We start from the raw sequence: 26,579 nt of genomic DNA, 5'->3' as shown, positions 1-26,579 counted from the left end.
CCATGCACAAGACACTGGATGTGATCACTATCGGTGAAGCCATGGCGATGTTTGTCGCTACCGAAACCGGTGAGCTGAGCACGGTTGAGCACTTTATCAAACGCGTGGCAGGCGCAGAGCTGAATGTGGCAACGGGGCTGGCACGCCTCGGCCTGAAAACAGGCTGGGTCAGCCGCGTGGGTGACGACAGCTTTGGTCACTTCGTTCTTGATTCGCTGAAAAAAGAGGGGATTGATGCCGCAGGCGTGACGCTCGATGGACGCTTCCCGACCGGCTTTCAGCTTAAATCTAAAGTCGAAAATGGAACCGATCCCATCGTGGAATACTTCCGCAAAGGGTCGGCGGCAAGCCATCTCTCGGTGGAAGATTATCACGCCGACTACTTTGCGAGTGCACGCCATCTGCACCTGAGTGGTGTGGCAGCCGCGTTGTCAGCCAGCTCGTATGAGCTGCTCGATCATGCCGCGACCACCATGAAGGCTCAGGGGAAAACGATCTCTTTCGATCCTAACCTGCGCCCGGTGTTGTGGAAAAGCGAGGCGGAGATGGTCGAAAAGCTGAACCGTCTGGCATTCCAGGCGGACTGGGTTCTGCCGGGGGTGAAAGAAGGTGTGATCCTCACCGGTGAAAATACGCCGGAAGGAATTGCCGATTTTTACCTGAATAAAGGGGTAAAAGCGGTGGTACTGAAAACCGGTGCTGATGGCGCATGGTTTAAAACCGCGGATGGTGAACAGGGCGCGGTCGCGGCCGTGAAGGTTGAGAACGTAGTCGATACCGTCGGCGCGGGCGATGGCTTTGCCGTCGGGGTCATTAGCGCCCTGCTGGAAGGCAAACCGCTGCCGCAGGCCATCGCCCGGGGCAACTGGATCGGCTCGCTGGCCATTCAGGTGCAGGGCGACAGTGAAGGATTGCCGACGCGCGCGCAGCTTAACGAGTAAATCCCCTCTCCCGTGGGAGAGGGCCAGGGTGAGGGCAACGACCCGCACATATAATTAAACCACCGTGTACCCTACAGACAACGGCGGTAACAACCTCAACAACAGAGGCAAGCCTATGAACAGTTCGACCAATGCAGTAAAACGCTGGTGGTACATCATGCCAATCGTGTTTATCACGTACAGCCTGGCGTACCTTGATCGTGCCAACTTCAGTTTCGCATCCGCCGCGGGGATCACCGAAGACCTCGGGATCACCAAAGGTATTTCATCTCTGCTGGGCGCCCTTTTCTTCCTGGGCTACTTCTTCTTCCAGATCCCCGGCGCGATCTACGCCGAACGCCGCAGCGTGCGTAAGCTGATCTTCGTCTGTCTGATCCTGTGGGGCGCCTGCGCGTCGCTTACCGGCGTGGTCAATAATATCCCTGCCCTGGCCGCTATTCGCTTTATCCTTGGGGTAGTTGAGGCGGCGGTGATGCCCGCAATGCTGATCTACATCAGCAACTGGTTTACCAAATCTGAACGTTCCCGTGCGAACACCTTCCTGATCCTCGGTAACCCGGTCACCGTACTGTGGATGTCAGTGGTGTCCGGCTACCTGATCCAGTCTTTCGGCTGGCGTGAGATGTTTATCATCGAAGGGGTGCCGGCAATCATCTGGGCCTTCTGCTGGTGGGTGCTGGTAAAAGATAAGCCTGCTCAGGCGAAATGGCTCTCCGAAGATGAAAAAGCCGCACTGCAGGCGCAGCTGGATAAAGAGCAGCAAGGGCTGAAGGCGGTGCGTAACTATGGCGAAGCCTTCCGCTCCCGCAACGTGATCCTGCTGTGCGCGCAGTATTTTACCTGGAGTATCGGCGTGTACGGTTTCGTACTGTGGTTGCCGTCAATTATCCGCAGCGGCGGGGAAAATCTCGGTATGGTGGAAGTCGGCTGGCTCTCCTCCGTGCCCTATCTGGCGGCAACTATCGCGATGATCATCGTCTCCTGGGCATCGGACAAACTGCAAAATCGTAAGCTGTTTGTCTGGCCACTGCTGCTGATCGCTGCCTTTGCTTTCATCGGCTCCTGGGCCGTGGGCGCAAACCACTTCTGGGTCTCCTATACGCTGCTGGTGATTGCCGGTGCGGCGATGTACGCCCCGTATGGTCCCTTCTTCGCCATCATCCCGGAGATGCTGCCGCGTAATGTGGCAGGCGGCGCGATGGCCCTGATTAACAGTATGGGTGCGCTCGGTTCGTTCTGCGGCTCTTGGTTCGTCGGTTACCTGAACGGTGCAACCGGCAGCCCGTCAGCCTCATACATCTTCATGGGAGTGGCGCTTTTCGCCTCAGTATGGCTTACTCTGATTGTTAAGCCTGCTAATAATCAACAACTCCCCGTCGGCGCACGCCACGCCTGAATCATTAAAAATCAACGGAGATAAGCATGAAGCCGTCCGTCATTTTGTATAAAGCACTGCCTGATGATCTGCAAAAACGCCTGGAAGAACACTTCGCCGTCACGCAGGTGAAGAACCTAAGCCCGGAGACGGTGGCACAACACGCCGGGGCGTTCGCCCGGGCCGAAGGCCTGCTGGGTTCAAGCGAAAAAGTGGATGTCGCGTTGCTGGAAAAAATGCCGAAGCTTCGTGCTACCTCAACCGTTTCCGTGGGTTACGACAATTTTGACGTGGACGCCCTCAACGCGCGCAACATTCTGCTGATGCATACGCCACATGCCCTGACGGAGACCGTGGCCGACACGCTGATGGCGCTGATGCTCAGCACTGCCCGCCGCGTGGTGGAGGTGGCCGATCGCGTCAAAGCGGGCGAGTGGACAAAAAGCATCGGCCCGGACTGGTTCGGTGTGGATGTTCATGGCAAAACGCTGGGGATTGTTGGCATGGGCCGGATCGGCCTGGCGCTGGCGCAGCGTGCGCATTTCGGTTTTAACATGCCGATTCTGTATAACGCGCGTCGCCATCACAGCGAAGCCGAAGAACGCTTCAACGCCCGCTATTGCGAGTTGGATACGCTGTTGCAGGAAGCGGATTTTGTCTGTCTGATCCTGCCTCTGACGGACGAAACCCGGCATCTGATTGGCAAAGCGGCGTTTGAAAAGATGAAGAAATCCGCCATTTTCATCAATGCGGGTCGTGGCCCGGTCGTGGATGAGAAGGCGTTAATTGAGGCGCTACAAAACGGTGAGATCCATGCGGCCGGTCTGGACGTGTTTGAACAGGAGCCGCTGCCGGTGGATTCGCCGCTGCTTTCGCTGCCTAACGTGGTCGCGCTGCCCCATATTGGTTCTGCGACGCACGAGACGCGTTACAACATGGCGGCCACCGCGGTGGATAATCTGATCGCCGCGCTGAACGGAAACGTGGAGAAAAACTGCGTCAATCCACAGGTCCAACAGTAGAAACGAAAAAACCCGCCAGAAGGCGGGTTTTTAAATTCTTTGCTACTGGGTTGGAAGCTTACAGGCTTACAACGTTACCAGCTGCTGGGCCTTTAGCGCCGCTTTCGATGGTGAAGGACACTTTCTGACCTTCGTCCAGAGATTTGTAGCCATCGTTCTGGATAGCAGAGAAGTGTACGAACACGTCTTTAGAGCCATCGTCAGGAGTGATGAAGCCGAAACCTTTATCAGCGTTGAACCATTTTACCAGACCAGTCATTTTAGCAGACATAGAATTACCTTAATTAACAAATATATTGTGCCTTCCGGCTTGATGGGTTGCGTTACAGATTTTTAAGCGATGAAGGAAGGGTCACTACGAAGGGTATCTATGGATAACAATCTGGACTGCTTTACTAAACTGCTTTAGGTCTGTGTAACAAACCGACGCGAACAGTTATACCGATGTGGTAGAGGAATGACAAGCGTTATTTTAGTCATATGTAAAAAACCCCGCCTGAAGCGGGGTTTTTTCGGTTTATTCTGTGGCAGCGACGGCTGCGCTCCACGCCTGACTAAAGGCCTGGTGCTGGGAGGCCAGCGGCCCAATCAGCGTATTGTACTGACTCGCCTGCTGCGAGGTTGGGAACTGAATACCGTTGGCAACAAAGCTCACCTGCGTTCCCTGCTGGGAGATAAAATCCCCTACCTGAACCAGCTGCTGCGTGAAGATCTGCGCGGCGGGGATCAGCGGTTGCAGGGCATCCGAAGGTTTGGTCACCACTTTCTCATACACTTTGTCGAAGACCGGTTTGAGATCGTCGCCCTGTTTCAGCGCGGAACGTGACGCGTCAGCCTGCATTTTCGCGTTCTGCAATTGCTGGCTCAGCACGCCGAGCGCACCGTTAGACTGGCGAAGCGGTTCACGTTGGGTGACATAATCCTGCGGGACACGGATGGCGTTAACGCTATCCACAACCGGACGAATGCCGGAGTCCATCGCCTGGCTTACCTGCTGTGAATAACCATACAGAATGGCGTAATCAGACACGAAGGGGCCAAACTGTTTTTTCTGATCCGCAGTCAGCGTCGGCAAACGCTCGCCGCTGCGCATCACTGTATTCTGCAGAAAATCGATAAACGCTTTGCGCTGATCGCCTTCTTTATCAAAACACCCACTCAGGCTAACAACCATCAACAACGCCGCAATAGGCGCAAACCAGCGAGAGCAGGACTTTCCTGTCGCCATTTCATTACTCCTTTCACCCAAAAAAGCGCACATCGGCACACGCGTGCCCAACGCTGACAAGGATAGTCCAGGTCAGCGCTGCAAGATACTCTTTTCATGCAAAACGGCTATTGCCATTTTATTTCTTACTCTTTACAAAAAAATACCTGGCGAAGCCGACATATGGTTAATCAGGTAATTAGCATAACTATCCGCATAGCTGAAACGGATAAAGCGATCGTTACCGCACGATTAATCACAAGCGTGATGATCCTTCGTTTGTATTAGGGACTATTCTTAATGGGCTCTCTGATGTTCTTGATCCCGGTGTGTGATTTAAGAGGAGTTCTCAATGGAATATAAAGATCCTGAGTTTGAGCTGCTGAGCAGCCTGGAACAGATTATTTTTAAAGATGTACCGCAGACAGTGACCCTGCAACAGAAATCCAATCCCTTTACAGAATATGAGCAATTGCGCAAAGGGACAGGTTTAAAAACAGATGAATTCGCCAGAGCGATGGGTGTCAGCGTAGCGATGGTGCTGGAGTGGGAGTCGAAACGAGAGAAACCCACGCCAACCGAGTTAAAGCTGATGCGCCTGATTCAGGCCAACCCTGCACTCAGCAAACAGATAGCGTGATGCAGTACCGTGAATTACCGCCCCCGCCTCTGCGGGGGTTTGTGTTTTAAAGGCCTTCACAACGCCAGCCCGTCTCCTCCCACACCAGTTCATGCGTTAACGCCAACCCTTGCAGAAAGCTTTCATCATGGGACACCACCAGCAGTGCTCCGGGGAAACCGGCCAGCGCCGCTTCAATCGCCTGGACCGATGCCAGGTCCAGATGGTTGGTCGGTTCATCAAGCAGTAAAAGCTGCGTGGCGTGCTCGCGCCACAACACGCAGGCCAGGGCGGCTTTCAGACGCTCACCTCCGCTCAACTCTGCCAGCGGCAGTGAGACTTTATCCGCCCCCAGTTGAAGCTGTGCCAGGCGGGTGCGCAGCGTCCCCTCTTCCAGCGGCGTATTGCTCAGATTGAGATGTGCCATCACCGACTGCGTCAGATCCAGCTGCGACAGGTGCTGATCGAGATACGCACACGTCACCGATACCTTACAACTGCCTGCACGGGGTGCGGTTTCACCGAGGATGACTTTTAACAGCGTTGATTTACCGCAGCCATTGGGCCCCCTGAGCGCCACGCGCATCGGGCCGTCCATCCGCCAGTTCATTGGCGGAAGTGAGACATGCGGCAATTGCAGTTCCTCCAGCACCAGCACCTGTTTTCCCTCAGCAATCTGGCTTCCCGGCAGGGTAAACATGATCGGGGCGTCCTCTTCAACCCGTTCCCGCGCCTTGTTTACCGCGGCATTCAGCGCATCGTTTTGATCGCTGTGCTGTTTTTTCCACGAGCCGATACGCTCTTTTGCCGCCGCTTTATATTTGACCCGCTCAAACGACGCGATATTCAGGGTATCGACCGTGCGTATGGTCTTCGCCGAACGCCGCTGGCTGTCATCATGCTCTTTTTGCATTCGCGCGCGGGTGCGTTTGCGCTCCGTTGCCGCATGCTCCAGCGCCGCGCGGGCAGCCTGCTGTTCGGCATCCCGTTGCTGTTTATAGTCTGCATAATTGCCGCCGTAGCTGCGCAGCCCGGAGGCGCTCAGCTCAAGGATACGTGGCACCTGCGCCAGTAGCTCACGATCGTGAGAGGCAACCAGCACGCCGCCCTGATAACGGCGCAACTGGTCGTAAAACCACGCCCGGCCTTGTCGATCCAGATGGTTGGTGGGTTCATCCAGCAACAGGAAATTCGCCTCAGCCGTAAATGCACCACACAACAGGGCACGGATCCGCTCGCCACCGCTGAATTCGGCGGCAGGTTTATCGGGGTCAAACGGTGGCAGTTTCGCCTGGAGAAACGCCTCGTTCAGGCGTTCTGCTAAATCCCAGTAGCCGTCAAGCATCTCCAGATCGTCAGGCTGGTAATCGCCGCGATCGATGCGCTTACGCGCTGCAAAAATCGCGTCATAACCAAGCAGTTCAGCAAGCGTTGTCTGTGGGGAGATATCCTGCTGTTGTGCCACATAGACATGTGAAGCAAAACGCTCAATATGACCACTGGCAGGTTCATCCAGCCCCGCCAGCATGCGCAGCAGACGCGTTTTCCCGCTGCCATTACGACCAACGAGCGCGCACAGGGATGTCTCCAGAGAGAGGTTCAGCGGGCCAAATAGAATATCGCCCGTCGCAAACTGACAGGTGACCTGATGCAAAATAAAAGAAGGGGACTGCGCAAAATGAGCCATAAGCACTCCTGAATGAAATCAAAACATCCCCTGCCGACGCGGTCGCGTTTAGCAAGGATCGAAATTCATCAGTCGTGTTTGTTCATTTTCGGAATGCGCTCCTGAGGGAGAAAGTTAACGCCGATAAGGATAGCGGTAATATGTTGACCATTTCAAGATTAAATTTTCACCCGCACGCCATAAAAAAACCCGCCGAAGCGGGTTTTTAGCCTGTACATGCCCGGCGGGCACATTACTGCAGCAGCGAGATATCCGCCACGCGCAGGAACAGCTCGCGCAGTTTTTCGAGCATAGAGAGACGGTTAATACGCAGATCTTTATCTTCCACGTTGACCATCACTTTTTCGAAGAAGGCGTCGATAACGTCACGCAGTTCCGCCAGTTCTACCAGCGCTTCCTGATAACGGCCTTCTGCGAAGTATGGCTCCAGCTTGTCACGCAGCACCACAACCTGCATCGCCAGGGCGATCTCTTCCGGCTCTTTCAGCGTCGCGGCGTTCACACGCTCGTTCAGCGTTTCGTCAGATTTCGCCAGAATGTTGGAGACACGCTTGTTCGCCGCCGCCAGGGCAGATGCCGCTTCCAGCGTACGGAAGTGAGAAACCGCCTTCATACGCGCATCGAAGTCAGCCGGACGCGTTGGACGACGCGCCAGCACCGCCTGAATGGTATCCACGGTGTAACCTTCGTCCTGATACCACGCGCGGAAGCGACCGAGCATAAAGTCGATCACGTCATCCACCACGTTGGCATTGGTCAGCTTGTCACCGTACAGACGCACCGCTTCTTCAGTCAGAGTCTGCAGATCGAGGTTCAGGTTCTTCTCAACGATGATACGCAGCACGCCCAGCGCCGCACGACGCAGCGCGAACGGGTCTTTGTCCCCTTTCGGATGCTGGCCGATACCGAAGATCCCCGCCAGGGTATCCATTTTATCGGCAATCGCGACCGCACAGGCAACCGGGTTAGACGGCAGTTCATCGCCAGCAAAGCGCGGCTGATACTGTTCGTTCAGGGCGACCGCCACATCTTCCGCTTCGCCATCGTGACGCGCGTAGTGCATACCCATAACGCCCTGGGTGTCGGTAAACTCGAACACCATGTTGGTCATCAGGTCGCACTTGGAGAGCAGACCCGCACGGGTGGCATGGTTAACGTCCGCGCCAATTTCACGGGCGATCCAGCCGGACAGCTCCGCGATACGGTCGGTCTTGTCGCGCAGCGTACCCAGCTGCTGCTGGAACAGCACGGTCTGCAGGCGCGGCAGGTTATCTTCCAGACGTTTTTTACGGTCGGTATTGAAGAAGAACTCCGCATCCGCCAGACGTGGACGCACCACTTTCTCGTTACCGGAGATAATCTGCTGCGGATCTTTCGATTCGATGTTCGCCACGAAGATAAAGTTTGGCAGCAGCTTGCCGTCGTTGGCATAAACCGGGAAGTATTTCTGGTCACCCTTCATGGTGTATACCAGCGCTTCTGCCGGAACCGCGAGGAATTTCTCTTCGAACTTCGCGGTCAGCACAACCGGCCATTCCACCAGCGAGGTGACCTCTTCCAGCAGGCTGTCGCTCAGGTCAGCGTTACCGCCAATCTTGCGCGCCGCCTCTTCAGCGTCGGCTTTGATTTTGGCTTTACGCTGTTCGTAGTCAGCAATGACTTTACCGCGCTCCAGCAGGATCTGCGGATACTGGTCGGCATTGTCGATGGTGAACTCTGGCTCGCCCATAAAGCGGTGGCCGCGAATAACGCGATCGGACGCCACGCCCAGAATGGTCGCCGGAATAACGGTGTCGCCCAGCAGCAGGGTCACGGTGTGTACCGGACGCACGAAGTGTACTTCGGACGCGCCCCAGCGCATCAGCTTAGGAATGGGCAGCTTAGCCAGCGAAGTGGCGATCATGTTTGGCAGCAGTGCTTCTGCGCGTTCACCTTTTACGTGAGCGCGATACAGCAGCCATTCGCCTTTGTCAGTGGTCAGACGCTCGGCCTGGTCAACGGTAATACCGCAACCGCGCGCCCAGCCTTCTGCCGCTTTGCTTGGCTTGCCTTCCGCGTCGAACGCCTGGGCAATCGCCGGGCCACGTTTTTCCACTTCACGATCCGGCTGAGACGCCGCCAGGTTCGCCACTTTCAGCGCCAGACGACGCGGAGCAGCAAACCACTCAATTTTACCGTGCGCCAGGCCAGCGTTATCCAGCTCGGCAGTCACGTTCGCAGCAAAAGATTCAGCCAGGCTGCGCAGGGCTTTTGGTGGCAGCTCTTCGGTGCCAATTTCCACCAGGAAAGTTTTCTCAGACATGGCCGCCTCTTATTTGTTTCGGTTGCACATCGGGAAGCCAAGGGCTTCACGGGACGCGTAGTAAGCTTCTGCAACGGCTTTGGTCAGGGTACGAATACGCAGAATGTAGCGCTGACGTTCAGTCACGGAGATCGCTTTGCGGGCGTCCAGCAGGTTGAAGCTGTGGGCGGCCTTCAGAATACGCTCGTAGGCAGGCAGCGGCAGCGGAGTCTCCAGAGCCAGCAGTTGCTGCGCTTCTTTCTCGTACTGCTCGAAGCAGGTGAACAGGAAGTCCACGTCCGCGTATTCGAAGTTATAGGTGGATTGTTCCACTTCGTTCTGATGGAACACGTCGCCGTAAGTGGTTTTACCCAGCGGGCCGTCGCTCCAGACCAGGTCGTAAACGCTGTCCACGCCCTGAATGTACATTGCCAGACGTTCCAGACCGTAGGTGATTTCACCGGTGATCGGCTTACATTCCAGACCGCCAACCTGCTGGAAGTAGGTAAACTGGGTCACTTCCATGCCGTTCAGCCACACTTCCCAACCCAGACCCCAGGCACCCAGCGTTGGGTTTTCCCAGTTATCTTCCACGAAACGAATGTCGTGAATGGTCGGATCCATACCCAGCTCTTTCAGTGACCCAAGGTACAGTTCCTGAATATTGTCTGGCGATGGCTTAATGACCACCTGGAACTGATAGTAGTGCTGCAGACGGTTTGGGTTTTCGCCGTAACGGCCATCGGTCGGACGACGGGAAGGCTGCACATAAGCAGTCGCCATTGGCTCTGGCCCCAACGCGCGTAAGCTGGTCATCGGGTGTGAGGTGCCTGCGCCGACTTCCATGTCCAAAGGTTGAACAATGGTGCAGCCCTGGCGAGCCCAGTAATCCTGTAAGGTCAGGATCAGGCCCTGGAAGGTCTTGGTATCAAACTTTTGCATAGTATTTCGTGCTGGATACGTGTGGTTTTAAATGGAAGGGACCAGTATACCCGCTGGCTGCAAGATATACAGTACGAAACGGGGTTGTTTAGGGAAAATTGGGAAATAAGCGTTCGAGCCAGAACGCGGCGAGCGTCTGGCTGTCGATTATGCGAGCAGATTAGCGCATGGAGAGATGTAAAAACTGGCCGTCCGCATCAAACGAGCAGACAAAGCCCTCTTTACGAGAGGTATGGCCCCGAAGCTCATAGCTGCCCTGAAAACGCTCAAAGCCGGTGACATCAATTTTCTGGGTATCCAGGTTATAGCGGTGAGCCGCCTGATCTTTACACAACTGTTCCATATTCAACGAACGTTCCGGGCTCATTTTGCCCTGCTGCGCTTTTTGCGCAGGTGCTTCCTGAGGCGTACTGCATCCGGCCAGTACCACCAGCAGAAAGAGTGACCCCACACGCTTCATCATCATTTTTATTACCGACCCGGTCAGTGGCTGTTATTTTTAGTAGCAAAGCTTTTATAGATTACGGTCTGGCATTCTGCGAATCTCGCGATGGCCAGACAAGTCCGCGTTATAAAACTCAGATTTTTCCAAGGAAAGACTTTTACACAATAGCAGTCACACTCTATTTACAGGGAAAAAGAGGAACTGATGCAGTCAAAAATTAGCTGGATTGATAATCTGCGAGGAATAGCGTGTCTGATGGTGGTGATGATCCACACGACGACCTGGTATGTTACGAACGCACACAGTATCAGCCCTGTTAACTGGGATGTCGCGAATATTCTCAACTCCGCGTCGCGTGTCAGCGTTCCGCTGTTCTTTATGATTTCCGGCTTTCTCTTTTTTGGCGAGCGTAGCGCACAACCGCGACATTTTATTCGTATCGCCGCGTGTCTCGGGTTTTATAGCGCCGTCGCGCTGATTTACATCACGCTGTTTACCTCCATTAGCCCCGGCCTGTCACTCAAATATCTGCTGCAAAAGCCGGTGTTTTACCACCTGTGGTTTTTCTTCGCCATTATCGTTATCTACCTGGTATCACCGTTGATTCAGGTAAAAAACGTCAGCGGAAAGATGCTTCTGGCGCTGATGGTGGTGATAGGCATCATCGCCAATCCGAATACCGTCTCACAGAAAATCGACGGTTTTGAGTGGCTACCGGTAAACCTCTACATCAATGGCGATACGTTTTACTACGTGCTCTACGGCATGCTGGGGCGCGCCATCGGGATGATGGATACCCAAAAGCGGGGTATCAGCTGGCTATGTGGCGCGTTGTTTATCATCGGGGTGATTATCATTTCACGCGGGACGCTGCATGAGCTGCAATGGCGCGGCAATTTTGCCGATACCTGGTACCTGTACTGCGGGCCGATGGTCTTCATTTGTGCCGTTTCCCTGCTGACGCTCGTTAAGAACACCCTGAACGCGCGCCCTCTTCCCGTGCTGGGTTTTATCTCGCGGCACTCGCTGGGGATTTATGGTTTTCACGCGCTGGTGATCCACGCACTACGCACGAGAGGCGTTGAACTCAAAAGCTGGCCAGTGCTGGACATCGTCTGGATTTTCTCCGCCACACTGGTCGTGAGCCTGTTGCTGTCGATGCTGCTACAGAAGCTAGACACCCGCCGCTTCGTCAGTTAACGACGCGCTGTCGGGCCCGATGAAACTGGCGCGGGGAGGAAAACCCTGCCGCCAGTGAGGCCTGCTCCACGCCGCGCCCCTGCAATAGCTACTGCTCCGCCACCGCCAGACGCAACTGCTCCAGGTAATCGCGAACGCTTATCCCCAAATGCGTCTGGAAAAGACGGGTTAAATGGCGCGGGCTGACATGCGCCAGCGCGGCAATATCCGGCACGTTCCACGCTTTTTGCGGGTCTGCGGTGAGCGCATCCTGAGCACGGTGGATAGCCGGATGAAGATGATTGCGATAGCGTAACCATGGCGATAGCTGCGGATCGTCCCCGGACCGGCGGAACCAGACCACCATCTCGCGTGCCACGGCCAGCGCCTTTTCTGGCCCGCACAGACGGTTAATCATATGCAGCGCCAGGTCGATACCCGAGGTGATCCCTGCGCTGGTCCAGACATTCTCATCCTGCACGAATATCCGGTTCTCTTTGATCGTCGCCGTGGGGGCGGCAACGCGTAAACGGCCGATAACCTCATGATGCGTTGTGCACTGCCGGTTGTTCAGCAGCCCTGATTTTGCTGCCAGCAAAGCCCCTGAGCAGACGCACATCACGGTGATATCCTGACGCTGAATAGCTGGCTGCAGGCGCATCAGCCAGTGCTGGATCTGCATCGCCTGCGGCGTAGAAAACTGAACGCGGGAGTCGCTTACACCAGGCAGAACCAGCAGGCTCCCTTCCGGAAGCCTTTCCGGTAATGGCGCGATACCGCTCATCATCAAACCAATCGACGTTTGCACCTCAGGTTGCGGGCCAATGTAATGCAGACGAAACGCATCGCCTGCCAGGACAAAGGTTTCTGCCGGGCCGGTCATGTCTAATGACAACACCCCGGGCAACATAACGAACCAAACGTCGATACGCATTACAGTGACTCCAGCGTCTCCGCTACCGTTTTAATCGCGGCAAATCGCCCTGACAGTACCGTTTCGGTACGATGACGAATTTCCGCAGCGCTAAGGGTTACGCCCTTGTACGTCATAGGAAACGTGAGCATTGCCTCGCTAACAAAGGTCACAGCATAACCCAGATCGGATGCCACCCGTGCGGTGGTTTCGCAGCACTGTTCAGTACGAATACCGCATAGGATCAGCTGGTTGATATCACGCTCGCGCAGCCAGCGATCCAGGCCCGTATCCGTGAAGGCATTATGAACATGTTTCTGGAAAACCACATCCGGCTGATGACGTAAAAAGGCCATCGGTTTGACATAGCCGCTTTGCAGTGAGAAAGGGCCTTTTTCATCCACATGGAAAATATCGACGACGGGAATACCGCGCGACTGGCAGCCTTCTGTCAGCCCCAGCATTGCCTGCTCAAAGGCCGGAACATCTTGCTCCTGCCAGTAATCGCGGTGATGAAAAGACTGTTGGGTATCGATATTGATTAATGCAATACGTGACATGATGGTGCTCCTCGCCAGTGGGTATAAATACATACTGGCGAGGAAACAGGCACGCGGACAGACCAAAAAAGGACATCCTCGTGCCTCTGACAGACAATCACGCTTATGACATCAGCGGCAGCAACTGCTGATAAATTTTGCGGAACACATCGCGCCTTTCAGCATATCGCGCGTGGCGAGTTGCGTCGGGCAGATGAGCCTGTTCCAGCGTAAGCTGTGGCAACAGTTGCGAAAGCGGTTTGTCCGGGTTCATGGCTATCTGCGCCAGCCGCGCGGCACCCAGCGCCGGGCCCACATCGCCCCCGGTACGATAGTCCAGCTGCAATCCACTGATATCAGAGAGCATCTGGCGCCAGTAGCTGCTGCGTGCGCCGCCGCCGATCAGGGTGATGCTTGCTGGTTTCAGGCCGCAGTCATGCACCACGTCCATTCCATCCGCCAGCGCATAGCCCACGCCTTCCAGAACCGCACGCGCCAGTTCCGCAGGACCGTGCTGATGGGTTAAGCCAAAAAATACCCCTTTCGCTTCCGAGTTGTTGTGCGGTGTACGCTCACCGGAGAGATACGGTAAAAACCAGACGGTACCAGCGTTTTCATCCGCCTGCTGTGCTGCGGTAATCAATGCCGGAACATCGGCCATCCCGGTCAGCTTCGCCGCCCAGTCCAGGCAAGAAGCTGCACTGAGCATCACCGACATCAAATGCCATTTTCCTGGCAGCGCATGGCAAAAACTGTGCACCGCACTTTCCGGGTTGCTGCGATATCCGTCGCTGACGGCAAAATAGACGCCAGAGGTGCCGAGAGACAGCATGGCCTGGCCCGCATCAACCATGCCGACACCCACGGCGCCCGCCGCATTATCCCCGCCGCCAGCCACCACCGGCACAGCAGGCATATTCCAGCGTTCCGCTATGGCGGACTGTAAGGTGCCGGTAATTTCGCTGCCTTCAAAGAGTGCGGGCATATGCTCACGGGTGAGATGACAGGCATCCAGCATCGCCTCGCTCCAGTCGCGTTTCGCCACGTCGAGCCACATGGTGCCAGCGGCGTCGGACATGTCGCTGGCAAAATCCCCCGTCATGCGAAAACGCAGATAATCTTTTGGCAGTAAGACCTTCGCCACCTGACGGAAAATCTCCGGCTCATGGCGTTGCACCCAGAGAAGCTTCGGCGCGGTGAAGCCGGGCATCATCAGGTTGCCGGTGATGTCACGGGACGCAGGCACTCGCTCTTCCAGGAGCGCGCACTCTTCCGCACAGCGGCCATCGTTCCAGAGGATCGCAGGGCGCAGCACACGATGCTGGCTGTCCAGCAGCGTAGCGCCGTGCATCTGTCCGGCGATACCCAGCGCGGTGAACTCACGCAAACTGTGCTGTTCACCTAACCCCTTGATTGCGCGATCCGTCGCCTGCCACCACTGCTCCGGATCCTGTTCCGACCATAACGGATGCGGACGCGAAACCTGCAGTTTTTCAGTCTGCGTTGCCAACACGTCACCCTGCTCGCTTAAGAGGATGGCTTTCACACCCGATGTGCCAAGATCAATCCCGATATACATTGTGGTGGCTCCTTTGACAGAAATGCCCGGTGGCGCTTCCGCTTACCGGGCCTACGTTTTTACTTGTCGAACAAATAGTGATTAACCAGATTTTCCAGCAGTTCCTGGTGTCCGCTCTGATGCTGCGGCGCCAGCTGATGTTGTTCAGCGTACTTCGCGATTTCCGCAAGCGATAACTGGCCTTTCAAAATTTGCTGGCCCAGCTCACTGTTCCAGCCGCTATAACGCTTCGCGACACGTTTATCCAGCTCACCGTCTTCAATCATGCGCGCAGCGACTTTTAGCGCCAGCGCCATGGTATCCATCGCGCCAATGTGGCCGTAGAACAGATCGTATTTATCGGTGCTCTGACGACGCACTTTGGCGTCAAAGTTCAGGCCGCCGGTAGTGAAACCACCCGCTTTGATGATTTCATACATCACCAGCGCATTCTCTTCCACGCTGTTCGGGAACTGGTCGGTATCCCAGCCCAGCTGCGCATCACCACGGTTAGCATCTACCGAGCCGAAGATGCCCAGCGCAATGGCAGACGCAATTTCGTGATGGAAAGAGTGGCCCGCCAGGGTGGCATGGTTGGCTTCAATGTTAACTTTAATCTCTTTTTCCAGGCCGAACTGCTTCAGGAAGCCGTACACGGTCGCGACGTCGTAATCGTACTGGTGCTTGGTTGGTTCCTGTGGCTTCGGTTCAATCAGCAGCGTGCCGCGGAAACCGATTTTATGCTTATGCTCAACCACCATCTGCATGAAGCGGCCAATCTGCTCGCGCTCCTGACGCAGATCGGTATTCAGCAGGGTTTCATAACCCTCACGTCCGCCCCACAGAACATAGTTCTCGCCGCCCAACTGATGCGTGGCGTTCATTGCGGTCACGACCTGCGTGGCGGCCCAGCTAAACACTTCTGGATCCGGGTTAGTTGCTGCCCCGGCGCCATAGCGAGGGTTCGTGAAGCAGTTAGCCGTGCCCCACAGCAGCTTCACGCCACTTTGCTGCTGCTTCGCCGCCAGCACATCCACCATCTGCGCAAAGTTGTTCAGGTACTCTTTCAGCGATGCGCCTTCCGGCGACACATCCACGTCATGGAAGCAGTAATACGGCACGTTCAGCTTGTGGAAGAATTCAAATGCCACATCCGCTTTGCGCTTCGCCAGCTCGATAGCCTCTCCCGGCTGTTGCCACGGGCGGTCAAAGGAACCCACACCGAACATATCGGCGCCGTTCCAGCAGAAGGTATGCCAGTAACAGGCGGCAAAGCGCAGATGATCTTCCATGCGCTTACCCAGCACCAGCTCATCCGGGTTGTAGTGACGAAATGCTAAAGGATTGGTCGTTTTCGGGCCTTCGTAACGAACACGATCGAGTTGGTCGAAATAAGCTTGCATATTGAGCTCCATAATCAGGGTATGCGGCGAGTCGTTGATACAGGAGTAATAGTGAATAGACATTTTGGGTTGCTCAATTACGTTATTTCACACTGCTATTGAGAGAATGCGCAACTGTGCGCTGGCTCGCAAAATAATGCGCAAGCAAACTATTTTTCGGCGCAGATTCCATAATCAAATGTAATTAAGACCTTACGTATTTTAAAATCCGATCGCGGTCATAAATTCAGAAATAAACCAAATATCGTAATGAGAAGATAAAAATCTGTAATTGCCAGCCCGCCTTTCCGCGTTAAAAATTTGCTGCGTCTAAGCAGTGAATGTTTCTTTTATCTCAGCAACACATACCCCTACAAAAGGCCTAATAATTATGAAGATAAAGAACCTTACCCTAACGCTCTGCACTACTCTCCTCCTTGCAAGCTTTGCAGGACATGCCAAAGAGGTCAAAATTGGCATGGCGATTGACGACCTGCGTCTGGAGCGCTGGCAAAAAGATCGCGATATTTTTGTAAAAAAAGCGGAATCACTTGGCGCAAGTGTGTTTGTGCAGTCTGCAAATGGCAACGAAGAAACGCAGATGTCGCAAATTGAGAATATGATTAACCGTGGCGTTGATGTACTGGTCATTATCCCTTATAACGGCCAGGTATTAAGTAACGTCGTGAAAGAAGCGAAGCAAGAAGGGATTAAAGTTCTGGCGTATGACCGCATGATTAATAATGCGGACATTGATTATTATATTTCGTTCGACAATGAAAAAGTGGGCGAACTGCAGGCAAAAAGCCTGGTCGATAAAGTGCCGCAGGGCAATTATTTCCTGATGGGCGGCTCACCGGTGGATAACAACGCCAAATTGTTCCGCGAAGGTCAGATGAAAGTCCTCAAGCCGTATATCGACAGCGGCAAGATTAAAGTGGTTGGCGATCAGTGGGCGGACGGCTGGTTGCCTGAAAACGCGCTAAAAATTATGGAAAACGCGCTAACCGCGAATAACAACAAAATTGATGCCGTCGTCGCCTCCAACGACGCCACCGCCGGGGGTGCCATTCAGGCGCTGAGCGCGCAGGGGCTGGCCGGGAAAGTGGCCATTTCAGGCCAGGATGCGGATCTCGCCGGTGTAAAACGCATCATTGCGGGCACCCAGACCATGACGGTGTATAAGCCCATCACTGAACTGGCCAACACGGCTGCAGAGATCGCCGTAGAGCTGGGGAACGGTAAACAACCGAAAGCCGACGCGACGCTGAACAACGGTCTGAAAGATGTGCCGGCACGCCTGCTCACGCCAATTGAAGTCAATAAAGAGAACATTGACGCCACCGTTATCAAAGACGGTTTCCACAAGAAGAGTGAACTGTAATCCAGCGCAGCCCCTGCCCTGCGGGGGCGCATCGACTTGTACTGTTTTTACCTCGGGTCATGTGGAGCAGTTATGCCTTATTTACTTGAAATGAAGAGCATCACCAAGCGTTTTGGCGCGGTGAAAGCGGTCGATAACGTGAGCCTGCGGCTAAATCCTGGTGAAGTGGTTTCGCTCTGCGGCGAAAACGGTTCGGGTAAGTCGACGCTGATGAAAGTGTTGTGCGGGATCTATCCGCATGGCAGCTACGAAGGTGAAATTGTCTTTGCCGGCGAGGTCATTCAGGCCACCCACATTCGCGATACTGAACGTAAGGGTATCGCCATCATTCACCAGGAGCTGGCGCTGGTGAAGCATCTCACCGTGCTGGAGAACATTTTCCTCGGGGCCGAAATTTCGCGCCACGGCGTGCTGGATTACGACACCATGACGCTACGCTGTGAAAAACTGCTGGCGCAGGTCAGTCTGGCCATTTCGCCGGATACCCGCGTGGGAGACCTGGGTCTGGGGCAGCAACAGCTGGTTGAAATCGCTAAGGCGCTGAACAAACAGGTCAGGCTGCTGATCCTCGACGAACCCACGGCCTCTCTCACCGAACAGGAAACGGCCGTCCTGCTGGATATCATCCGCGATCTGCAAAATCACGGTATCGCCTGCATCTACATTTCTCACAAACTCAACGAGGTCAAAGCCATTTCGGACACCATCTGCGTGATCCGCGATGGTCAACACATCGGCACACGCGAAGCCGAAGGCATGAGCGAGGATGACATCATCACCATGATGGTGGGCCGCGAACTGACGGCGCTCTACCCGAATGAACCTCACACAACGGGTGATGAAGTGTTACGCGTAGAAAACCTGACCGCGTGGCACCCGGTAAATCGCCATATCAAACGCGTAAACAACATCTCCTTTTCCCTGCACCGGGGTGAAATTCTCGGTGTTGCCGGGCTCGTCGGCGCCGGACGTACTGAAGCCGTGCAGTGCCTGTTCGGCGTCTGGCCAGGGCGCTGGGAAGGCACGGTTTATATTGATGGCAAGCCGGTGAAAATCGACAACTGCCAGCAGGCAATTGCCCACGGAATTGCCATGGTGCCGGAAGACCGCAAAAAAGACGGCATCGTGCCGGTGATGGCGGTGGGTAAAAACATCACGCTCGCGGCACTCGATCAGTTCTCCGGCGCGCTGAGCAGCCTTGATGATGCCGCAGAGCAGCAGTGCATTTTGCAATCTCTCGCCCGCCTCAAAGTGAAAACATCCTCACCGGAACTGGCCATTGGGCGCCTGAGCGGAGGCAACCAGCAAAAAGCCATTCTGGCGCGCTGTCTGCTCCTCAATCCACGCATCTTGATCCTGGATGAGCCGACGCGCGGCATTGATATCGGTGCAAAGTACGAAATCTACAAACTGATTAATCAGCTTGTACAGCAAGGGATCGCCGTCATTGTCATCTCCTCTGAATTACCCGAAGTGCTCGGCCTGAGCGACCGTGTGCTGGTCATGCACGAGGGCAAACTGAAAGCCAATCTGATTAACCAGAACCTGACGCAGGAGCAGGTGATGGAAGCCGCTTTAAGGAGCGAACGTCATGTCGAAAAGCAATCCGTCTGATATCAAAGTCGCTGTTCAGACGCCCGGCGCATTCGCGGGGTTAAAAGCGCTGAACCTGCAGGTATTCGTGATGATCGCGGCCATTATCGCCATCATGCTGTTTTTTACCTGGATGACCGATGGCTCCTACCTGAGCGCGCGTAACGTCTCTAACCTGCTGCGCCAGACTGCCATCACCGGCATTCTGGCCGTGGGCATGGTCTTCGTCATTATTTCGGCGGAAATCGACCTGTCGGTGGGGTCGATGATGGGCCTGCTCGGCGGCGTCGCGGCCATTTTTGACGTCTGGCTCGGCTGGCCGCTGCCGCTGACCGTGGCGGTGACGCTGGTATTAGGTCTGGTGCTGGGTGCCTGGAACGGCTGGTGGGTTGCCTACCGGAAGGTCCCGTCGTTCATTGTTACTCTGGCAGGAATGCTGGCCTTCCGCGGCGTATTGATTGGCATCACCAACGGCACCACCGTCTCTCCCACCAGCGCCGCCATGTCACAGATTGGTCAGAGCTACCTCTCCGACAGCGTGGGCTTTACCATCGGCGTGGTCGGGCTGCTGGCGTTCGTGGCCTGGCAATGGCGTGGCCGTATGCGCCGTCAGTCGCTGGGGCTGGCCTCCTCTCCATCAACATCCGTGGTGGGACGTCAGGCACTGACTGCGGTGATCGTGCTCGGCGCGATTTGGCTCCTGAATGACTATCGCGGCGTGCCTACGCCAGTTCTCCTGCTGGCCCTCCTGCTGCTGGGCGGCATGTTTATGGCCACGCGCACCGCGTTTGGCCGCCGTATTTACGCCATCGGCGGTAACCTTGAGGCCGCCCGTCTGTCAGGCATTAACGTAGAGCGCACCAAACTGGCGGTCTTTGCCATCAACGGCCTGATGGTTGCTATCGCCGGGTTGATCCTCAGCTCGCGTCTCGGAGCGGGTTCCCCGTCTGCCGGAAACATTGCCGAGCTGGATGCTATCGCCGCCTGCGTCATTGGCGGTACCAGCCTCGCAGGCGGTGTCGGCAGCGTGGCGGGCGCGGTGATGGGGGCATTTATCATGGCTTCGTTGGATAACGGGATGAGTATGATGGACGTCCCGACGTTTTGGCAGTATATCGTCAAGGGGGCCATTCTTTTGCTGGCAGTCTGGATGGACTCTGCCACCAAGCGGCGTACCTGATAACCGTATTGTGACTTATTTGGGAAGCGAGCCATGTTTGAAAAGCGTCACCGCATTACGTTGTTATTCAATGCCAACAAAGCTTACGACCGACAGGTGGTAGAGGGCGTTGGTGAATATTTGCAGGCGTCGCAATCTGAGTGGGATATCTTTATCGAAGAGGATTTCCGCACCCGACTCGAGAACATCAAAGACTGGCTGGGCGATGGCGTCATCGCTGACTATGACGACCCGGTCATTGAGCAATTACTGACTGACGTCGACGTCCCGATTGTGGGCGTCGGCGGCTCTTACCATTCGCCCGAGCACTATCCTCCCGTCCACTATATCGCCACCGATAACCATGCGCTGGTCGAAAGCGCGTTTCTGCATTTAAAGGAGAAAGGCGTCCATCGCTTTGCGTTCTATGGTTTACCAGCCTCCAGCGGCAAGCGCTGGGCCGTTGAGCGCGAACACGACTTTTGTCAGCTTGTCGCCCAGGAGAAGTACCGCGGCGTGGTCTATCAGGGGCTGGAAACCGCACCGGAAAACTGGCAGCACGCGCAAAACCGTCTGGCTGACTGGCTGCAGACGCTGCCGCCGCAAACCGGCATTATTGCCGTGACGGACGCCCGTGCGCGCCACGTATTGCAGGTCTGCGAACATTTGCACATTCCGGTGCCGGAGAAGCTGTGCGTGATTGGCATCGATAACGAAGAGCTGACCCGCTACCTTTCACGCGTGGCTCTCTCCTCAGTGGCGCAGGGCACCCGACAGATGGGATATCAGGCCGCAAAATTACTCCATCGTCTGCTGGATAACGAATCCCTGCCGCTTCAGCGCCTGCTGGTTCCCCCGGTCCGCGTGGTAGAACGTCGATCAACGGATTACCGCTCCTTAAACGACCCGGCAGTCATTCAGGCGATGCACTTTATCCGCAACCACGCCTGCAAAGGTATCAAGGTCGATCAGGTGCTGGATTCCGTGGGTATTTCCCGTTCAAATCTGGAGAAGCGTTTTAAAGAGGAAGTGGGCGAAACCATTCATGCGGTCATTCACGCAGAGAAGCTGGAGAAAGCGCGCAGTTTGCTCATCTCCACGTCGCTGTCGATCAACGAAATCTCGCAGATGTGCGGCTATCCGTCGCTGCAGTATTTTTATTCGGTGTTCCGTAAAGAGTATGACAACACGCCGAAAGAGTATCGGGAACGCCACAGCGAAGTCATGATGTAGAAAAGAAAACGCCTTCCAGTGGAAGGCGTTATTGGGATTACATATGGGCGGCGATAAGTCGCTGGTTATCCTGGTACATCGCAAACAGATAGTTGTTATAGCGCTGACCCTGGGTGGAATAACCTTTCAGCTTGTGGATCATCGTACTGGCCGTCACTTCCTGATCCGCTTTACGCAGCTGTGCGCGTGACTTACGGAACGACGAGTAGGCCGGATGGGTGTTCAGGTTTACCACATAGGCATTTACTGAATCTTTCACCGATTCAAACTGCGAGTAGCCCTTCACCTTGCCCGGCGCATTTTTACAACGCCCCTTCACGCACTTCATGCCGAAGAGGTTGTTGTTGTTGCGCGCCAGCTTCGAGGTGCCCCAGCCACTTTCGGCTGCAGCCATTGTCGCAACCATGCTGCCCGGGATGATGTCGACACGCTCAAGGAGCGAGTTCCACGGCACACGACGGGTGTTACCGTTCCAGCTCACTTTGTAGCGCTTTGCGATATCTTTCAGGCGCGCGCGCTCGGACGGCGTCCAGCGGCTATCGTACTGTTTGGCGATCAACCAGTTACGATCTGCCGTAATCGCGGCGTTTTGACTTGTGATGTAAGGCATTACTGTCCGGAGAAACGCTTTTTTCCTTGGTGTTCCGGAAGGGTATTTTCGCAAATCAGGAAGTGAACTACTCTTTGCACTATTGCGAGAATACTCTTGTTTACTGCTAACCTTACTGCTTGTCGTCTTTATTACGTGGGCTTTCTTACTCGTTGTATCCGTGTGCGTCTTTGCAAGCACCCCACCCGAAAATGTCGTGGTGAGTAACATGAGTATCGCGGCCCCATATCGTCGAATGGGAGTCGATATCATTAGGTCTCCTGGTCGGATATAAACATTCCAACACCTTATTTTTTTCACAAATTTGAGAGCGGAATCTCAAATCATATCAAAAATAGACTTCAAGAGCACGTATAGAAATAGTCCAATTCCGAAACTATGTCACCTGAAACGTGCTCACTTAAGCATCAATTCTGAAAATTTGTGTGCGATCTCGCAGATAACTGCCTAATTTTGCGCGGGATCACTCATCCTCTCGCGTCATCCTTGTAGAAAGCGCCGGGGGATGAGTTTTTACGCCTCACCTGATGGCACACTGGTCAAAAATGCCGCGACAGGAAGATGGAATGAAACGCACCGCCGTAGCTTTTCTGATGTTACCCGCACTGGCACACGCTGACTGGTCATCGCCGGGATTTAACGCGTTCAGCGCCGGAGGCACCGGAATGTTCACCAGCCAGGCAAAGCTTGCGAAGGGTACGCGTCCTTTGACAGTGAGTTTTGACAACACGTGCTGGCAGCCAACAGAAGCGATAAAACTCAACGAGATGCTGTCACTCAAACCGTGTGACGGCACGCCGCCGCAGTGGCGTCTGTTCCGCGACGGAGAGTACCAGATGCGTGTCGATACCCGTTCCGGCACGCCAACCCTGATGCTGACCATCAAGAGCGCAGCAGAACAACCGGTGGCAAACGTTATCCGCCAGTGCCCAAAATGGGATGGAAAACCCCTGACGCTGGAGGTGGGAAACACCTTCCCGGAAGGCTCCGTGGTGCGAGATTTCTACAGCAAACAAACCGCGACGGTGCAGCAGGGAAAAATTACCCTTCAGCCTGCCGCCAACAGCAACGGCCTGCTGCTGCTTGAGCGCGCCGAAACCGACAAACCCGCGCCGTTTAGCTGGCAAAACGCTACGGTCTATTTCGTGCTGACCGACCGCTTCGTGAATGGTGACCCCACGAATGACAATAGCTATGGCCGCCACAAAGACGGCATGCAGGAGATTGGCACTTTCCACGGCGGCGATCTGAAAGGGCTTGCGAGCAAGCTTGATTATCTGCAGCAACTGGGGGTAAACGCGCTCTGGATAAGCTCCCCGCTGGAGCAGATCCATGGCTGGGTCGGCGGTGGCACTAAAGGGGATTTCCCCCACTATGCCTACCATGGCTACTACACGCAGGACTGGACCAGGCTTGATGCCAACATGGGCACCGAAGATGATTTACGTCATCTCGTCGATGAAGCGCACAAGCGCGGCATCCGCATTCTGTTCGATATCGTCATGAACCATGTGGGCTACGCAACGCTTGCCGACATGCAGGAGTACCAGTTTGGCGCGCTCTATCTGCAGGGTGATGAGCTGAAGAAGACGCTGGGTGAACGCTGGACCGACTGGAAGCCGGGCACGGGACAAAGCTGGCACAGCTTTAATGATTACATCAACTTCAGCGATAAAGCCGCATGGGAAAAATGGTGGGGTAAAAAATGGATCCGCACCGATATTGGCGATTACGACAACCCGGGCTTTGACGACCTGACCATGTCACTGGCGTTTTTACCCGACCTGAAAACGGAATCCACCACGCCGTCCGGTTTGCCAAACTTCTATCAGCACAAGCCCGATACCCAGGCAAAAGCTATCCCGGGATACACCCCGCGCGATTACCTGACCCACTGGCTCAGCCAGTGGGTACGCGAGTATGGCATTGACGGTTTCCGTGTTGATACGGCAAAACACGTGGAGCTGGCGGCCTGGCAGCAGTTGAAGGACCAGGCAAGCCAGGCGCTGGCGGCCTGGAAAGGTGCTCACCCGGACAAAAAACTCGACAATGCGCCGTTCTGGATGACGGGTGAATCCTGGGGCCACGGGGTCATGCAGAGCGATTATTACCGCCACGGCTTCGATGCGATGATTAACTTCGATTATCAGGAGCAGGCGGCAAAAGCGGTGAACTGCCTGGCCGATATCGATCTGACCTGGCAGCAGATGGCGGAAAAACTGCAAAGCTTTAATGTTCTGAGCTATCTCTCTTCGCATGACACCCGCCTGTTCCGCGAAGGGGGCCAGCGCGCGGCAGAACTGCTGCTGTTAGCGCCAGGCAGCGTACAAATCTATTATGGGGATGAATCAGAGCGTCCGTTCGGGCCGACGGGTTCCGACCCTCTGCAGGGAACACGCTCGGATATGAACTGGCAGGATGTGACGGGCAAACAGGCGTTAACCGTCGCCCACTGGCAAACGCTGGGTCAGTTCCGCGCCCGCCATCCGGCGATAGGTGAAGGCAAGCAAACCACGCTTTCGCTGAAAGAGGGGTATGGATTCGTACGTGAACATGATGGCGATAAGGTCATGGTCGTCTGGGCGGGGAACCAATAGCCCCCTCACCGCGGTTTTCTCCCTCTCCCACCGGGAGAGGGTCGGGGTGAGGGGCACTCACCAGAACTATTCACTACAAAAATCCACACCCGCCACATAAAACCACAAATCCGACCACACCAGCCGATTTGCACCCGCACGGTGCTAGCGTTATGGTTACCCACTTTCAAAACAAGCTCGACAGATCACCTGCTATGACGTTTTCACTTTTCGGCGACAAATTTACCCGCCATTCAGGCATTACCCGCCTGATGGAGGACCTCAACGACGGGCTGCGCACACCGGGCGCCATCATGCTCGGCGGCGGAAACCCGGCTCAAATCCCGGAGATGAATACCTATTTCCAGACGCTGCTCGCTCAGATGCTGGAAAACGGCAAAGCAACCGATGCGCTTTGCAATTACGACGGCCCTCAGGGTAAAACCGAACTGCTGAAACTCCTCGCCGACATGCTGCGTGAAGAGCTGGGTTGGGATATCGAACCGCAGAATATTGCACTGACAAACGGCAGTCAGAGCGCGTTTTTCTACTTGTTTAACCTTTTCGCAGGACGTCGCGCCGACGGCACCACCAAAAAAGTGCTGTTCCCGCTGGCACCGGAGTATATCGGCTACGCCGATTCCGGTCTGGAAGAGGATCTGTTCGTCTCTGCCCGCCCGAATATTGAGCTGCTGCCGGAAGGTCAGTTCAAATACCACGTCGATTTTGAACATCTGCACATTGGTGAAGAGACGGGCATGATCTGCGTATCACGTCCAACCAACCCAACGGGCAACGTCATCACCGACGACGAGCTGATGAAACTGGATGCGCTGGCAAATCAGCATGGCATCCCGCTGGTGATCGATAACGCCTATGGCGTGCCGTTCCCGGGCATTATCTTCAGCGAAGCACGCCCGCTGTGGAACCCGAACATCGTCCTGTGTATGAGCCTCTCCAAGCTCGGCCTGCCGGGCAGCCGCTGCGGGATCATCGTCGCCAATGAAAAAATCATCACCGCCATTACCAACATGAACGGCATTATCAGCCTTTCTCCTGGCGGTATTGGCCCGGCGATGATGTGCGAAATGATTAAACGCAACGATCTGCTGCGCCTGTCTAATGACGTGATTAAGCCGTTCTATTATCAGCGCGTTCAGGAGACGATTGCCATACTTCGCCGCTATTTACCGGAAGAACGCTGCCTGATCCACAAACCTGAAGGGGCGATTTTCCTGTGGTTGTGGTTTAAAGATCTGCCGATCACCACCGAGCTGCTTTACCAGCGCCTGAAGAAGCGAGGCGTATTGATGGTGCCGGGTGATTACTTCTTCCCGGGGCTGGACAAGCCGTGGCCGCATACGCATCAATGTATGCGCATGAACTACGTGCCCGATCCGGAAAAAATCGAAGCCGGAGTGAAAATTCTCGCCGAAGAGATCGAATTCGCCTGGCGCGAAGACGTCCAGTAAGAACCTACGCCAGATGACGCAACCGCTCGGTGCGTAATCTGGCGGGATCGACACAGCTCAGCGCGTGGGTCGGACAGGCTTCCACACAGGCCGGTCCGTCCGCGCGGTGCGCGCATAAATCGCATTTCAGCGCCTGAAGCGTATCTCCTGCCCACTGCACCTGCATCGCCCCAAACGGGCACGCCACCATACAGCGTTTACACCCAATACACCGTGCCTGCTCAACCTGCCAGGCTCCCTCGCCACGGCGAATCGCCTGCGTTGGGCAGACATTCGCGCAAGGGGCATCTTCACACTGATGGCAACCCACCGCCGTGGTGAAAGCGTCCCCTTTGACTACCCGAATGCGGGGCGTAAAGGCGTCTGTTGAGATGGCGTCCTGATGCGACACGACACACGCCACTTCGCAGGTGCGACAGCCGATGCATTTTGCCGAATCCGCCATGATGAACCGGTTCATCT

Annotated in this window: 22 protein-coding genes and 1 pseudogene; 11 read left to right on the top strand and 12 right to left on the bottom strand. The window is 55.2% G+C overall.

Features of this window, described 5'->3' with window-relative positions; all coding sequences use genetic code 11:
- Positions 1–2 precede the first annotated feature (2 nt).
- From ACQG19_RS01040 to ghrB, 3 genes are all read left to right on the top strand, one after another.
- On the top strand, positions 3–941 hold the full coding sequence (locus ACQG19_RS01040; RefSeq protein WP_013094977.1) for a sugar kinase: 939 nt from the start codon (positions 3–5) through the stop codon (positions 939–941).
- 115 nt (positions 942–1,056) lie between these two features.
- Positions 1,057–2,337, top strand: coding sequence for an MFS transporter (locus ACQG19_RS01035; protein ID WP_013094976.1), 1,281 nt, complete (start codon positions 1,057–1,059; stop codon positions 2,335–2,337).
- A 26-nt stretch (positions 2,338–2,363) separates the two neighbouring features.
- Complete coding sequence (gene ghrB / locus ACQG19_RS01030) at positions 2,364–3,338, top strand: glyoxylate/hydroxypyruvate reductase GhrB (RefSeq protein ID WP_045901963.1); 975 nt, start codon at positions 2,364–2,366, stop codon at positions 3,336–3,338.
- Positions 3,339–3,396: 58 nt separating this feature from the next.
- On the opposite strand, the gene cspE is transcribed toward ghrB, so the two are convergent.
- Together cspE and ACQG19_RS01020 are read right to left on the bottom strand one after the other, a co-directional pair.
- On the bottom strand, positions 3,397–3,609 hold the full coding sequence (gene cspE, locus ACQG19_RS01025; RefSeq protein WP_003860775.1) for a transcription antiterminator/RNA stability regulator CspE: 213 nt from the start codon (positions 3,607–3,609) through the stop codon (positions 3,397–3,399).
- Between the two features lie 246 nt (positions 3,610–3,855).
- Entirely contained in the window at positions 3,856–4,566 is a 711-nt protein-coding gene (locus ACQG19_RS01020) for a DUF3053 domain-containing protein (protein ID WP_013094974.1), read from the bottom strand.
- A 331-nt stretch (positions 4,567–4,897) separates the two neighbouring features.
- Here ACQG19_RS01020 and ACQG19_RS01015 point away from each other — a divergent pair, with 331 nt between their 5' ends.
- Complete coding sequence (locus tag ACQG19_RS01015; protein ID WP_013094972.1) at positions 4,898–5,185, top strand: HTH-type transcriptional regulator; 288 nt, start codon at positions 4,898–4,900, stop codon at positions 5,183–5,185.
- A 46-nt stretch (positions 5,186–5,231) separates the two neighbouring features.
- On the opposite strand, the gene ACQG19_RS01010 is transcribed toward ACQG19_RS01015, so the two are convergent.
- From ACQG19_RS01010 to ACQG19_RS00995, 4 genes are all read right to left on the bottom strand, one after another.
- On the bottom strand, positions 5,232–6,851 hold the full coding sequence (locus ACQG19_RS01010) for an ABC-F family ATP-binding cassette domain-containing protein (protein WP_222168965.1): 1,620 nt from the start codon (positions 6,849–6,851) through the stop codon (positions 5,232–5,234).
- Between the two features lie 232 nt (positions 6,852–7,083).
- Positions 7,084–9,153 carry a glycine--tRNA ligase subunit beta gene (gene glyS, locus ACQG19_RS01005; protein WP_222168966.1) on the bottom strand — a complete coding sequence of 690 codons (2,070 nt, stop codon included), beginning with the start codon at positions 9,151–9,153 and terminating at the stop codon, positions 7,084–7,086.
- Positions 9,154–9,162: 9 nt separating this feature from the next.
- Positions 9,163–10,074: a glycine--tRNA ligase subunit alpha gene (glyQ, locus tag ACQG19_RS01000; protein WP_003860141.1), complete on the bottom strand. Its 912-nt coding sequence runs from the start codon at positions 10,072–10,074 to the stop codon at positions 9,163–9,165.
- A gap of 160 nt (positions 10,075–10,234) precedes the next feature.
- On the bottom strand, positions 10,235–10,540 hold the full coding sequence (locus tag ACQG19_RS00995) for a YsaB family lipoprotein (protein ID WP_023620070.1): 306 nt from the start codon (positions 10,538–10,540) through the stop codon (positions 10,235–10,237).
- 183 nt (positions 10,541–10,723) lie between these two features.
- Between ACQG19_RS00995 and ACQG19_RS00990 the strand changes: the two genes are divergently transcribed.
- Positions 10,724–11,719, top strand: coding sequence for an acyltransferase (locus ACQG19_RS00990; protein ID WP_029882714.1), 996 nt, complete (start codon positions 10,724–10,726; stop codon positions 11,717–11,719).
- Here the strand turns inward: ACQG19_RS00990 and ACQG19_RS00985 are convergent.
- The 4 genes and pseudogenes from ACQG19_RS00985 to xylA form a co-directional block, all read right to left on the bottom strand.
- Positions 11,712–12,632, bottom strand: a pseudogene (locus ACQG19_RS00985) (GlxA family transcriptional regulator). The gene ACQG19_RS00990 and the pseudogene ACQG19_RS00985 overlap by 8 nt on opposite strands.
- On the bottom strand, positions 12,632–13,171 hold the full coding sequence (locus ACQG19_RS00980) for an isochorismatase family protein (protein ID WP_013094966.1): 540 nt from the start codon (positions 13,169–13,171) through the stop codon (positions 12,632–12,634). The pseudogene ACQG19_RS00985 and the gene ACQG19_RS00980 overlap by 1 nt, the downstream one beginning before the upstream one ends.
- A gap of 103 nt (positions 13,172–13,274) precedes the next feature.
- Complete coding sequence (gene xylB / locus ACQG19_RS00975; protein ID WP_246932246.1) at positions 13,275–14,729, bottom strand: xylulokinase; 1,455 nt, start codon at positions 14,727–14,729, stop codon at positions 13,275–13,277.
- Between the two features lie 59 nt (positions 14,730–14,788).
- On the bottom strand, positions 14,789–16,111 hold the full coding sequence (xylA, locus tag ACQG19_RS00970; RefSeq protein ID WP_014830210.1) for a xylose isomerase: 1,323 nt from the start codon (positions 16,109–16,111) through the stop codon (positions 14,789–14,791).
- A gap of 370 nt (positions 16,112–16,481) precedes the next feature.
- Here xylA and xylF point away from each other — a divergent pair, with 370 nt between their 5' ends.
- The 4 genes from xylF (at position 16,482) to xylR (ending at position 21,459) form a co-directional block, all read left to right on the top strand.
- Positions 16,482–17,474, top strand: a complete 993-nt coding sequence (gene xylF / locus ACQG19_RS00965; RefSeq protein WP_013094963.1) for a D-xylose ABC transporter substrate-binding protein — start codon at positions 16,482–16,484, stop codon at positions 17,472–17,474.
- 72 nt (positions 17,475–17,546) lie between these two features.
- Positions 17,547–19,088, top strand: a complete 1,542-nt coding sequence (locus tag ACQG19_RS00960) for a xylose ABC transporter ATP-binding protein (protein ID WP_013094962.1) — start codon at positions 17,547–17,549, stop codon at positions 19,086–19,088.
- Entirely contained in the window at positions 19,066–20,247 is a 1,182-nt protein-coding gene (gene xylH / locus ACQG19_RS00955) for a xylose ABC transporter permease XylH (RefSeq protein WP_020686536.1), read from the top strand. The genes ACQG19_RS00960 and xylH overlap by 23 nt, the downstream gene beginning before the upstream one ends.
- 33 nt (positions 20,248–20,280) lie before the next feature.
- Positions 20,281–21,459: a D-xylose utilization transcriptional activator XylR gene (gene xylR / locus ACQG19_RS00950; protein WP_426725815.1), complete on the top strand. Its 1,179-nt coding sequence runs from the start codon at positions 20,281–20,283 to the stop codon at positions 21,457–21,459.
- Between the two features lie 37 nt (positions 21,460–21,496).
- Here the strand turns inward: xylR and ACQG19_RS00945 are convergent, their stop codons facing one another.
- Positions 21,497–22,321, bottom strand: coding sequence for a protein bax (locus ACQG19_RS00945; RefSeq protein WP_014830204.1), 825 nt, complete (start codon positions 22,319–22,321; stop codon positions 21,497–21,499).
- Between the two features lie 314 nt (positions 22,322–22,635).
- Between ACQG19_RS00945 and ACQG19_RS00940 the strand changes: the two genes are divergently transcribed.
- Entirely contained in the window at positions 22,636–24,666 is a 2,031-nt protein-coding gene (locus tag ACQG19_RS00940; protein WP_246932248.1) for an alpha-amylase, read from the top strand.
- A 194-nt stretch (positions 24,667–24,860) separates the two neighbouring features.
- Positions 24,861–26,117 carry a valine--pyruvate transaminase gene (gene avtA / locus ACQG19_RS00935; RefSeq protein WP_013094957.1) on the top strand — a complete coding sequence of 419 codons (1,257 nt, stop codon included), beginning with the start codon at positions 24,861–24,863 and terminating at the stop codon, positions 26,115–26,117.
- Positions 26,118–26,121: 4 nt separating this feature from the next.
- Here the strand turns inward: avtA and ACQG19_RS00930 are convergent, their stop codons facing one another.
- Positions 26,122–26,577, bottom strand: coding sequence for a 4Fe-4S dicluster domain-containing protein (locus ACQG19_RS00930; protein ID WP_013094956.1), 456 nt, complete (start codon positions 26,575–26,577; stop codon positions 26,122–26,124).
- Between the last annotated feature and the right edge of the window lie 2 nt (positions 26,578–26,579).

It is taken from the genome of Enterobacter cloacae complex sp. 277I4 (assembly GCF_050031465.1).
GTDB lineage: Bacteria > Pseudomonadota > Gammaproteobacteria > Enterobacterales > Enterobacteriaceae > Enterobacter > Enterobacter cloacae.
The sequence above is the reverse complement of the archived record's forward strand: the minus strand, read 5'-3'. Positions and strand labels throughout refer to the sequence as shown.